Consider the following 11,801-nt stretch of genomic DNA (forward strand, 5'->3'; position numbering starts at 1 on the left):
GAGGTCGCCGCGAAGCGGCGGGTGGGGGTGGTGGCGCATCACCCCACCCCGGACCTTCGGTCCGACCCTCCCCATCGAGGGGAGGGTAAAGAGGCTACTTCCCCTTCCACACCGGGTCGCGCTTTTCTGCGAACGCGCGAAACCCTTCCATATTGTCCTCCGAGCCATACAGCGCATCGACCGTCGCCAATTGCCGGCGCGTCACGCGGTTCATCGCGTCCTGGAAGGTCAGCGCCTCCGCCACCCGCGCCGTCTCCTTGATCGCGGCGAACACCAGCGGCGGGCCGCTGGCGAGCAGCCTTGCGATCTCCCAGACGCGCTCCTCGAGCTTGTCCTTGGGCAGCACTTCGTTGACCAGGCCCCAGCGATGCGCTTCCGCCACATCCATCCAGCGGCCGGTGAGCAGAAGGTCCATGGCGACATGGTAGGGAATGCGCTTGGGCAGCTTGATCGTCGCGGCATCAGCCAGCGTGCCGGCGCGGATTTCGGGCAGGGCGAAGGAGGAATGGTCGGAGGCGAAAATGAGGTCGCAGGACAGCGCCAATTCGAAGCCGCCGCCCACCGCCATGCCGTTGACGCAGGCGATCACCGGCTTGTTCATGTCGCGCAGCTCCTGCAGGCCGGCAAAGCCGCCGACGCCATAGTCGCCGTCGACCGCATCGCCACCGGCTGCTGCCTTCAAATCCCAGCCGGCGCAGAAGAACTTGTCGCCGGCGGTCTTGACGATGGCGACGCGCAGTTCCGGATCGTCGCGGAACGCCTTGAAGGTCTCGCCCATCAGCCGCGACGTTTTCAGGTCGATGGCGTTGGCCTTGGGCCGGTCGAGCGTGACCTCGAGGATGGTGCCTTCGCGGCGAGTTGAAATGACGTCAGACATTCTTCTTCTCTCCCAGCACCAGCAGCGCGTCGGCAATCCAGGCGCCCTTGCCTTCGGCGCAGACGATCAGCGGGTTGATGTCGAGTTCCTCGATCTCGCCGGCATTCTTCTGCACGAAGCCGGCAATGCCTGCGATGGCGTCGATGGCCGCGGCGACATCGGCCTTCGGCCGGCCGCGATAGCCCTCAAGCAGAGGGAACAGTTTCAGGCCGCGTAGCGCCGCCTCGATATCGTCGCGCGTTGCCGGCAGCATCAAGGTCACGCTGTCGCGCAACAGCTCGACCAGCAAGCCGCCAGTTCCCAGCGTCATGACGGCGCCGAACATCGGGTCGCGGGTAAAGCCGACAATCAGCTCGGCGACGCCGTCGCGCACCATGCGCTCGACATAGAGCCCGGTGCCGAGCGGCAAGAGATCGTGCGCCGCGGTGCTGACGGATTCGGCGTCCTTGAGGTTAAGCCTGACAGCGCCGACTTCCGACTTGTGGGTGACGCCAAGCGCCTTCAACGCCACCGGGAAGCCGAGCGCCATCGACGAAATCACCGCTTCGACGGCATTGGCGGCGCGTTCGGCCTTCGGCACCGGCAAGCCGGCCTCGATCAGCCGCGCCTTGGCCTCGGCCTCATCAGGCGTGACATGGTCGCCTCCGGCCGCACCTGCAGCCGTGGTGTCGATCGGCTGCGCCTGCGGCTCGGCCCAGGCCCAGCCGATGAAGGCTGCCGCGCCTGCGGCGTCCATGGCCTCGGAAATGCCGAACAACGGCACCATGCCGCGCGCCATCAGTTCGGCGGTGTATTCCTCCGGCAGGTTCTCCGGCAGCGAGGAGACGATCGCACCATGCGCCTTGTTGGTCTTCAGCGCCGATTCGAAGGCGCGCAGCGTCGCCCACCAGTCGGTGACCGAGCAGCGGTCGGGGCGTGGAAAGTCGAGCACCAGCATGTTGAGGTCGAAGCCGCCCGACACCATGGCGGTGAAGGTTGCGGTCATCGCCGGCTCGTTGTTCCAGATGAAGGTGTGATAGTCCAACGGGTTGGCGACCGCGACCAGCGGCCCGAGCGTCGATTTGACATGGGCGCGGTGCTTGCTGGTGAGCTCCGGGAAGTTAACCCAGCGGCCTTCGGCGCTGTCGGCCATCACCGAGGCCTCGCCGCCTGAGCAGCTCATCGACGACAGACGATAGCCGGGCAGCGGCCCGGTGACATGCAGCAGCTTCAGCGCCTCGATGAAGGCGGGGATGGAATCGACGCGGGCAATGCCGAGCCGCCGCAGGAATGCGCCCGAGGCAGCGTCCGAGCCAGCCAGCGATGCCGTGTGCGAGACCGTCGCCTGCCGCGCCTGTTCGGAGCGACCGACCTTCATGGCGATGATCGGCTTCTTCAGTTCGCGCGCCCGCGCCGCCAGCTTCTCGAAGCCGGCTACCGAATCGAAGGCTTCGATGTGCAGGCCGAGCGAGGTGACGCGCTCGTCCTCGATCAGGCCGAGCGCCATTTCGGAGAGGCCGGTCTGCGCCTGGTTGCCGGCGGTCATCAGGAAGGCGATCGGCAGGCCGCGCTTCTGCATCGTCATGTTGATGGCGATGTTGGAGGACTGAGTGATGATGGCGACGCCCTTGGCGCCTTCGGGCAGCCTGATGCCGCCATGCTGGTCGGGCCATAGCAGCGCGCCATCGGCATAGTTGATCAGGCCGTAGCAGTTCGGCCCGATGATCGGCATCTGGCCTGCGGCAGCCACCAGTTCGGCCTGCAGCCGCTCGCCGTCATCGTCATAGGCCTCGGTCTCAAGAAAGCCCGCGGCAAAACAGACGGCGCCGCCGGCGCCACGCTTGGCCAGCGCCTTGATCACCTCGATGGTGAGATGCCGGTTTACGCCGACAAAGGCGGCGTCGGGCGCCCCGGGCAATTCGGCGACCGAGCGATAGGCCTTACGGCCGGCGACCTCGTCCTTGTTCGGATGCACCGGCCAGATTTCGCCGACAAAGCCCATCTTGATCGATTGGGCGACGACGGCGGCGGCCTGGGCCCCGCCGAACACCGCGATGGATTTTGGGCGCAACAGACGCTCAAGCTTGTGCATGGGTTATGCCCCGAACGGGCGCAGCAGCGCCCGCGAAATGATGTGGCGCTGGATTTCCGACGTCCCTTCCCAGATGCGCTCGACGCGGGCGTCGCGCCAGATGCGTTCCAACGGCAGGTCGTCCATCAGCCCCATGCCACCATGGATCTGGATGGCTTCGTCGGCAACGAAGGCGAGCATTTCGGTAGCCTTCAGCTTCGCCATGGCCATGTCCTGATCGGTGACGGTGCCCTGATCGTACTTCCAGCCGGCTTCGAACACCATCAGGTCCGCCGCCTTCAATTCGGTCGCCATGTCGGCGAGCTTGAACGACACGCCCTGGAACTTGCCGATCTGCTGGCCGAACTGCTGGCGCTGCGCGGAATATTCGATGGCATGACCGAGCGCCCGCTCGGCGCGGCCGAGACAGGTGGCGCCGACTTGCAGGCGCGTGGCGCCGAGCCAGGAATTGGCGACGTCGAAGCCCTTGTGGACCTCACCCAGCACCTGGCTTGCCGGCAGGCGGCAATCGTCGAATTCGAGGATGGCGTTGGTGTAGCCGCGATGCGAGACGTTACGGTAGCCGTCGCGCACGGTGAACCCCTTGGTGCCCTTGTCGACGAAGAAGGCGGTGATCTTCTTGCGCTTGCCGCGCGGCGTTTCTTCCTCGCCCGATGCCATGAAACAAATCGCGAAATCGGCAAGATCGGCATGGGAGATGAAATGCTTGGTGCCGTTAAGGACCCAGTCGTCGCCGTCCTGCACCGCGGTCGCCTTCATGCCTCGCAGGTCGGAGCCGGCGCCGGGCTCGGTCATCGCCAGGCAGTCCCACTTCTCGCCGCGGATGCACGGGAACAGGTACTTTTCGCGCTGCTCGGGCGTGCCGGCGAGCAGGATGTTGGAGGGGCGCGCGACGCAGGTCCAGTGCAGCGCATAGTTGGCGCGGCCGAGTTCCTTCTCGTAGAGCAGCCAGGTCACCGTATCGAGGCCGGCGCCACCGACATCGGCCGGCATGTTGGCCGCATAGAGCCCCGCTTCGACTGCCTTGACCTTGATCTCCTCGATCAACTCGCGGCGCAGCACGCCGGTGCGCTCGACCTCGCGTTCATGCGGGTAAAGCTCATTCTCGACGAACGCGCGCGTCGTCTCGACGATGAGCTTCTGTTCCTCCGAAAGACCGAAATCCATGGTCCTCAGCCCTTCTTCTTTTTCTTCGGCTTTTCCGCCTTCTTCACCGGCTTCGATGCCTTGGCCTTTTCGGCGGCCCTGGATGCGGCCGGCTTCTTCGCTGCCAGCTTGGCCAGCTGCCTGGTATAGTCCTTGTGCAAGGCGCCGGCGCCCCAGCCCTTGCCTTTGTTCTGTTTCGACAGAGCATCCATGATCGCGACCAGATTGTCGTCGCGGATCTTTTCCAGCTCGCGGATCGACAGGCCATGCGCCTGGTCGTCCGACTGGGAGGCGATAAGATCGACCAGCTCGTCGTTGAACTCCGGCACATCCATAAGCTTGGTCCACGGCCATTTCAGGCACGGCCCGAACTGCGCCATGAAGTGGCGCATGCCTGCCTCGCCGCCGGCGACGCGATAGACCTGGAACATGCCCATCTGCGCCCAGCGCAGGCCGAAGCCATAGCGCATGATGTCGTCGAGTTCCTCGACCGTGCAGATACCGTCCTTGATCAGCCACAGCGCCTCGCGCCAGGCCGCTTCGAGCAGGCGGTCGCCGACAAAGGCCTCGATCTCCTTGCGGATCACCACCGGCTTCATGCCGATCGATGCATAGATCTCCTTTGCGACCTCGATCGCCTCTGGAAAGGTCTGTTCGCCGCCGACGATCTCGACCAGCGGCAGCAGATAGACCGGGTTGAAGGGATGTCCGACAACCAGACGCTCCGGATGCTTCTTCATCGCCACCTGCATGTCGGTCGGCTTGATGCCCGAGGTGGACGAGCCGACAATGGCGTTGGCCGGCGCGTAGAGATCGATCTCGGCCAGTACGCGGTGTTTGAGGTCGAGCCGCTCCGGCACGCTCTCCTGGATGAAATCGGCGTCGGCCACCGCCTCGGCGATGGTCTTGGCAAAGGTCAGTCTGCCTTCCCTGGGCAGGCCGCCGGGAACCATCTGCCTGTAGGCGCGGCGCGCGCCCTTCATCACTTCCGAGACCTTGCGCGACGCTTCCGGGTCCGGATCGAAGATCGACACGTCGATGCCGTTGAGCAGCAGCCGCGCCACCCAGCCGGCGCCAATGACACCGCCGCCAATGGCGGCTGCCTTGTTGATGATGCTCATGGTCAGGCTCCGGTTTTTGTCTTGGCGGTTTGAGGGTCGATGAGAGGCACGCGCTCGCCAACGCGGATCACGGAGGGGTCGTAGGCCTTGCGGGCGAAGACTTCGAGCACGAAGGGCCGGAAGAATTCGATCGGCAGCGTGTCGAAGTCCGGGTCGAAGCTCGACTGGTCCCAGCGTTCGCAAAACTGGTCGCAATCGTCGAAATAGGCATGGCTGGCGAAGCGGTCGCGAGCATGGCGGTTGCCGCCGAGATGATGCGCGTAATAGAGCCGCTGGAAGTCGCCATGCTTTTCCACCACCCAGGTGCATTGCTCGCGCACGAAAGGTTTCAGGATCGAGGCGGCGTATTCGTCGTGATTGTACGGTGCGTCGATGTCGCCGATGTCGTGCAGCAGCGCGCAGGCGATCCAGTCGGTGTCGGCGCCGTCGCGCCAGGCACGAGTCGCCGCCTGCAGCGAATGGCCGAGCCGGGTGATCTTGTAGCCGGACAGGCCTTCGTCGAGCTGCACCAAAGCGTCGAGCAGCCGCTCGCCGGTCCTGGCGGCATAGTCGATCTCATGGGCGGTCAGGAACTCGTAGTCTTGCCTGTCGCCATCCTTCATCGCAGTGAATTTGACGGTAGCCATGATCCGCTCCCGTCTTAAGCAGCCGCTGCGATCGGCGCCCGCTTGGTGAGGTTGAGCTTCCTGCGCACTTCCTCCGGCCCCAAAATCCTGGCGCCGAGATTGGTGACGATGCTGGCCGCGCGCTCGACGAGCTGCGCATTGGTGGCCAGCACGCCCTTGTCGAGCCAGAGATTGTCTTCGAGACCGACGCGGACATTGCCGCCGGCGAGCACTGCAGCGGCTGCATAGGCCATCTGGTTGCGGCCGATGGCGAAGGCCGACCAGTTCCAGGTCGACGGCACGTTGTTAACCATGGCCATGAAGGTGTTGAGGTCGTCCGGCGCCCCCCACGGCACACCCATGCAGAGCTGCACCAGCGCGTCGGGATTCAAGACCTTTTCTTCGACCAGCTGCTTGGCGAACCAGAGGTGGCCGGTATCGAAGGCTTCGATCTCCGGCTTGACGCCGAGCGCCGTCATCATGCCGCCCATTGCGCGCAGCATGCCGGGCGTGTTGGTCATGACATAATCGGCCTCGGCGAAGTTCATGGTGCCGCAATCCAGCGTGCAGATTTCCGGCAGGCACTGGCGCACATGTTCCATGCGGTTGGTGGCGCCGCCCATGTCGGTGCCTTTTTCATTGAGCGGCAGGGGCGCTTCCGGTGAGCCGAACACCATGTCGCCGCCCATCCCGGCGGTCAGGTTCAGGATCACATCGACTTCTGCCGCGCGGATGCGGTCCGTCACTTCGCGGTAGAGATGGACATCGCGGCGCGGCTTGCCGGTCTCGGGGTCGCGGACATGGCAGTGGACGATGGCGGCACCGGCCTTGGCCGCATCGATCGCCGAATCGGCGATCTGCTTGGGCGAGCGTGGCACATGCGGGGAGCGGTCCTGCGAGCCGCCGGACCCGGTCACGGCACAGGTAATGAAAACCTCACGGTTCATCGCGAGCGGCATGGACATCTCCTCCCCATAGAAACAGACCCTAACAATGACCGACTTGCCGGAAACTGTTTTGCAATTTACGAAGCTCTCGTGATCAAAAGCGAAAAACCGACCATCTTTCGCGCTGAGCGATCGCCGCTCAAGGTGACGCTGCTGGTGTTTTCAGGCTCGTCCATCATGTGCGTGGCGTCGACCGTCGACCCGCTGCGCGCCGCCAACCGCATCTCAGGCGAGACGCTGTTCGATTTCAAACTGGTCTCGGTCACCGGCGAGGCGCCGGTCACCACATGCGGCCTGCCGGTGGCGGTCAGGGGCCGCTTCGATGCGGCCGAGCCGACCGACGTGCTTGTCGTCGTCGCCGGCTTCGGCACCCAGAATTACGCGGCATCGGCTCTGCTTTCCGGATTACGGCGAGCGGCCCGCGCGGCTCGCGCCTGCGGCGGCGTCGAGGCCGGCACATGGCTGGTGGCGCGCGCCGGCCTCCTCGAAGGCCGCAGCGCCACCACCCATTGGGAAGACATGGAGGATTTTTCCTCCGCCTTTCCCGGCGTCGACGTGCGTCCGGACCGCTACGTCATCGACGGACCGGTGTTCACCTCGGGCGGGGCGTCGCCGACCTTCGACCTGATGCTGCATCTGATCCGCACCCGGCTCGGCATGGCCGTCGCGCTCGATGTCGCCAGCGTCTTCATCTACGACCAGGCGCGCGCCGCGACCGACGCGCAGCCGCTGGTCTCGCTCGGCCGGCTCGACGGCTACGACCCGCGTCTGGCGCAGGCTATCCGGTTGATGGAATCGCATGTCGACCAGCCGCTGACCATCGACGCGGTGGCAAAACGCGCCGGGGTGACGGCGCGGACATTGGAGAGCATTTTTCGCAAGTTGATCGGCGAGACGCCGGGCGCATATTATCTCAGGCTGCGGCTGGGCGCGGCGCGGCGGCTGGTGGTCGACACGCGGATCGCCATGGCGGATATTGCCGGGCGGACGGGGTTCTCGTCCGCCGCGGCATTTTCCAGAGCGTTTTCAAGAGCGTTCGGCGAAGCCCCGGTCAGGCTGCGCCGAGGTTGATGCATGTCGCCCAAAAGTGTGTCGCGGTTTTGGGATTACGACATGCACAGACAAAGGGAGATCAGGCTGCGTTCTGTCGATCGCTGCCGGCGTCCATCTGCGAGCGCATCTGCCTCGCCAGACGGACTTCAAATCGGCTGCTGACAGCACGATCCCATTCGTTTTTCACGCTGTCGGTCGGCCGCGGCAGCGCCATCAGCCGGTCGATGATCGATCCGGTCTCGCCGGATGAGAGCAGGGCGTTGATTTCGCGTTCATGCTGCATATCGGTTCGCCTCCTTCCTTTTCACCCGCCACAACCGCATCCTTATACGAGATACGTGACGGCAGTTTGAAGGCAAGAGCGAGGTCATTGAGGGGCGCCAAAGGGCAAACCCTTGTCGTCGGATAGGGTCTTGCGCAAACCCCATTCCGGGGCGGCCGGAATGTTATCCAGCCACCCTTGAGCACAACGAATCGGCTTTCCGCCCTCAGACGTAGCGGTTGACGATGTTTTCCAGCAACTCCTGGCGGCCGGAGCGTGGCTGCGGCTCGATCTTCTTCTTTACCACGCGCTCGGCGATGTCTTCCAGCGAGCGCTTGCCCGACAGCATCGCCTTGCCCTCGGCCGTGTTCCAACCGGCATAGCGCTCGGCCAGCGGACCCGACAGCGCCTTGTCCTCGACCATCTTGGCGGCTGCCTTGAGACCTCGTGCGCAGGAATCCATGCCGCCGATATGGCCGATCAGCAGGTCCTGCGGGTCGAGCGACTGGCGGCGCAGCTTGGCGTCGAAATTGGTGCCGCCGGTCTTGAAGCCGCCGGCCTGCAACACCTGGTAATAGGCCAGCGCCATCTCCGGCACATTGTTGGGGAACTGGTCGGTGTCCCAGCCCGACTGGTAGTCGTTGCGGTTCATGTCGATCGAGCCGAAGACGCCGAGCGCATTGGCCAGCGCCAGCTCGTGCTCGAAGGAATGGCCGGCAAGAATCGCGTGGCCCTGCTCGATGTTCAGCTTCACTTCCTTCTCCAGCCCGAAGCGCTTGAGGAAACCGTAGACCGTGGCAACGTCGTAGTCGTACTGATGCTTGGTCGGCTCCTGCGGCTTCGGCTCGATCAGGATCGTGCCTTTGAAGCCGATCTTGTGCTTGTAGTCGACGACGAGACTGAGGAAGCGCCCGGCCTGCTCCTGCTCGCGAGCAAGATCGGTGTTGAGCAGCGTTTCATAGCCCTCGCGCCCGCCCCACAGTACATAATTCTCGCCCTTCAGCCGCTTCGTGACGTCGATGCAGCTTTTCACCGTCGCCGCCGCATAGGCGAAGACATCCGGATCGGGATTGGTGGCGCCGCCCGACATGAAGCGGCGGTTGGAGAACAGGTTGGCCGTACCCCAGAGCAGCTTGACGCCGGTCTTCTTCATCTTGGCGGCAAAATAGTCGGCGATCTCGTCGAGCCGCGCGGCACTTTCGGAGAAATCCTTGCCTTCCGGCCGCACGTCGGCGTCGTGGAAGCAGAAATAGGGCGCGCCGAGCAGCGAGAACATCTCGAAGGCGACGTCGGCTTTCAGCTTGGCCAGTTCCATCGTGTCGACGCCGCCAGCCTTGGGAAACCAGGGCCGGTCGAAGGTCTGGCCGCCAAAGGGATCGCCGCCCGGCCAGGCGAAAGAATGCCAGTAGGCGACGGCGAAGCGCAGATGGTCTTCCAGCCGTTTGCCGGCCACCACCTCGTCGGGATTGTAGAAGCGGTAGGCCAGCGGATTGGTGGAATCCGGCCCCTCATACTTGATCGCTTTGATGTCGCCGAAAAATCCGCTGCTCATGATTTCTGTCCTCTCTCGAATAGTTCACCCTGATTACCTCAGGCGTAATTGGTTTCGCTCTCGCTTGGGGTGAAAAGCCTCGTGTCAAAGCCACTCAACGAAGGAGACAGACCATGACCGACCTCAATACGATCGCCCAGAACTACATCACCGCCTGGAACGAGGCCGATGCGGATCGCCGTGCCGAACTGCTCAAGGCCACCTTCACCGAAGACGTCAGCTACCGCGATCCGCTCATGCAGGGCGACGGCCACGCCGGCGTTGCTGGGCTGATCGACGGCGTACAGCAGCGCTTCGCCGGCTTCCGGTTCTCGCTGAAGGGTACGCCGGACGGGTTTGGCGACCGCATCCGCTTCTCGTGGAATCTTGGGCCGGAAGGCGTGCCGTCGGTTATCGAAGGCACCGATATCGGTGTTATCGAAAATGGGCGCCTGAAGAGCGTCACCGGGTTTCTGGACAAGGTGCCGGCGCAGTGATCGATTAAGGGTGGCGCGAGACACCCCCCTCTGCCCTGCCGGGCATCTCCCCCGCAAGGGGGGAGATTGGCTGGTATCCACGCCTTCGCTAATCACCCACCTTACAAGACTGGCATACCCGCCGACGCTGCCGATCTCCCCCCTTGCGGGGGAGATGCCCGGCAGGGCAGAGGGGGGTGCCTCGCGCCGACTCACGCGGTCACGCCTTTGATCGCCGGATACAGCGCCCGGTAGCGCTGATAGGCATCGGCATACGCCCCGCCAAGCGCAGCATCCGGCTCGATCGTCGCATCCGTCCTCGGCGCCGTGCACACCGCCAGCGGGTCGGCCCCCGTCGACGCGATCAGCCCGAGCCGGGCGGCGCCAAAGGCCGCGCCGAAATCGCCGTCGGCCGGAATGTCCACCGGCACCTGCAGCGCCGTGGCGATCGCCTTCAGCCAGTAGCGCGAGCGCGAGCCGCCGCCGATCGCCGTCACCCGCGTCAAGATCGTGCCCGCCGTCTTCAAGGCTTCGAGACTGTCGCGGAAGGCGAAGGCGACGCCTTCTAGCACGGCCTGCGTCAGCACTGCGCGGCCGGATTCATGCGCCAGTCCGGTGAAGGACCCACGAATGACGGAATCATTGTGTGGCGTACGCTCGCCCGAGAGATAGGGCAGGAACGACACCCCGCTCGGCGCTTTCAGCACATCGCCAAGTTCGGCGGTCAATTCGCCGGCCTTCTTGCCTGAAATCTCCGACAGCCAGTTCAGCGAGTCGGTCGCAGACAGGATGACCCCCATCTGGTGCCAGGTGTTGGGCAGGGCATGGCAGAAGGTGTGCACCGCGCTGGCCGGATTGGGCAGATAGGACGCGTTGGCGGCAAACAGCACGCCGGATGTGCCGAGCGACACGAAAGCATGGCCGGCGCCCACCGTGCCCATGCCGCAGGCTGAAGCCGCATTGTCGCCGGCGCCGCCGGCAACCGGGGTGCCCGATGCTATGCCCCAGCTGGCGGCCAGTTCGGCGCGCAAGGCGCCGGCCTTCTCCGTGCCTTCGACCAGCGACGGCATATGCCTTTCGTCGAGCGATGTCGCCGCAAGCAATTCGGGGGACCAGCGCCGTTTGCCGACATCGAGCCAGGAGGTGCCGGCCGAGTCGGACATTTCGGAAATATGCTCGCCGGTCAGCCAGAGCCGCAGGTAATCCTTCGGCAAAAGCACTTTTGCAACCTTGGCGAAAACCGCGGGCTCGTTGTTCTTCACCCAGGCGAGTTTCGGCGCCGTGAAGCCGGGGAAGACGATGTTGCCGGTGAGTTGGCGAAAGCGCGGGTCGGCATCGAGCGCCGCGGCCTCAGCGTGGCTGCGCGTATCGTTCCACAGGATGCAGGGGCGCAGCACCTGGTCGCCGGCATCGAGCAAGGTGGCGCCATGCATATGGCCGGAAAGGCCGATGCCCTTGACCGCGGCAAGCTCTTTCGGGTGCGAGGTTTTCAGCTCGGCGATGGCCGTCTCGCAGGCGCGGATCCAGTCGGCGGGGTTTTGTTCGGACCAGCCGGGATGCGGCCGCGATACGTCAAGCGAAGCATGGCCGGAGCCGATGATCTTCTGCCCGGCATCGATCAACAGCGCCTTGACGCCCGACGTGCCGAGATCGAGGCCGAGATACATGCATTCCTCCCATCGCCATTAATTTTTTCGGGTCTCGAAAAAATC

Annotated in this window: 11 protein-coding genes; 2 read left to right on the forward strand and 9 right to left on the reverse strand. The window is 64.5% G+C overall.

Features of this window, described 5'->3' with window-relative positions:
• Positions 1-94 precede the first annotated feature (94 nt).
• The 6 genes from NKJ57_RS13765 to bcoG are packed head-to-tail and all read right to left on the reverse strand — an operon-like array spanning position 95 to position 6,779.
• Complete coding sequence (locus NKJ57_RS13765) at positions 95-877, reverse strand: carnitinyl-CoA dehydratase (protein ID WP_023819477.1); 783 nt, start codon at positions 875-877, stop codon at positions 95-97.
• Positions 870-2,948: an acetate--CoA ligase family protein gene (locus NKJ57_RS13770; RefSeq protein ID WP_352511100.1), complete on the reverse strand. Its 2,079-nt coding sequence runs from the start codon at positions 2,946-2,948 to the stop codon at positions 870-872. Before NKJ57_RS13770 ends, NKJ57_RS13765 begins: the two co-directional genes overlap by 8 nt.
• A 3-nt stretch (positions 2,949-2,951) precedes the next feature.
• Complete coding sequence (locus tag NKJ57_RS13775; protein WP_352511101.1) at positions 2,952-4,115, reverse strand: acyl-CoA dehydrogenase family protein; 1,164 nt, start codon at positions 4,113-4,115, stop codon at positions 2,952-2,954.
• A gap of 5 nt (positions 4,116-4,120) precedes the next feature.
• Positions 4,121-5,215, reverse strand: a complete 1,095-nt coding sequence (locus tag NKJ57_RS13780) for a carnitine 3-dehydrogenase (protein ID WP_023703612.1) — start codon at positions 5,213-5,215, stop codon at positions 4,121-4,123.
• A 2-nt stretch (positions 5,216-5,217) separates the two neighbouring features.
• Positions 5,218-5,841, reverse strand: a complete 624-nt coding sequence (locus tag NKJ57_RS13785) for an HD domain-containing protein (RefSeq protein ID WP_352511102.1) — start codon at positions 5,839-5,841, stop codon at positions 5,218-5,220.
• A 14-nt stretch (positions 5,842-5,855) separates the two neighbouring features.
• Positions 5,856-6,779 (reverse strand): 3-dehydrocarnitine:acetyl-CoA trimethylamine transferase BcoG, encoded by a 924-nt coding sequence (gene bcoG, locus NKJ57_RS13790; protein ID WP_023668863.1) that lies wholly within the window; start codon positions 6,777-6,779, stop codon positions 5,856-5,858.
• A 78-nt stretch (positions 6,780-6,857) separates the two neighbouring features.
• Here bcoG and NKJ57_RS13795 point away from each other — a divergent pair, with 78 nt between their 5' ends.
• Entirely contained in the window at positions 6,858-7,838 is a 981-nt protein-coding gene (locus NKJ57_RS13795; protein WP_352511103.1) for a GlxA family transcriptional regulator, read from the forward strand.
• A 61-nt stretch (positions 7,839-7,899) separates the two neighbouring features.
• Here NKJ57_RS13795 and NKJ57_RS13800 read toward each other — a convergent pair whose 3' ends face one another.
• Both NKJ57_RS13800 and xylA read right to left on the reverse strand, forming a co-directional pair.
• On the reverse strand, positions 7,900-8,103 hold the full coding sequence (locus NKJ57_RS13800) for a hypothetical protein (RefSeq protein ID WP_023684278.1): 204 nt from the start codon (positions 8,101-8,103) through the stop codon (positions 7,900-7,902).
• A gap of 205 nt (positions 8,104-8,308) precedes the next feature.
• Positions 8,309-9,634, reverse strand: a complete 1,326-nt coding sequence (gene xylA, locus NKJ57_RS13805) for a xylose isomerase (RefSeq protein ID WP_352511104.1) — start codon at positions 9,632-9,634, stop codon at positions 8,309-8,311.
• Positions 9,635-9,747: 113 nt separating this feature from the next.
• Between xylA and NKJ57_RS13810 the strand changes: the two genes are divergently transcribed.
• On the forward strand, positions 9,748-10,110 hold the full coding sequence (locus NKJ57_RS13810) for a nuclear transport factor 2 family protein (protein WP_023689938.1): 363 nt from the start codon (positions 9,748-9,750) through the stop codon (positions 10,108-10,110).
• 191 nt (positions 10,111-10,301) lie between these two features.
• Here NKJ57_RS13810 and xylB read toward each other — a convergent pair whose 3' ends face one another.
• The gene (gene xylB / locus NKJ57_RS13815) at positions 10,302-11,756 is read right to left on the reverse strand and encodes a xylulokinase (protein WP_352511105.1); all 1,455 of its coding nucleotides are present in this window, start codon (positions 11,754-11,756) and stop codon (positions 10,302-10,304) included.
• Positions 11,757-11,801: the final 45 nt, after the last annotated feature.

It is taken from the genome of Mesorhizobium sp. M0077 (assembly GCF_040322955.1).
Taxonomy (GTDB): domain Bacteria; phylum Pseudomonadota; class Alphaproteobacteria; order Rhizobiales; family Rhizobiaceae; genus Mesorhizobium.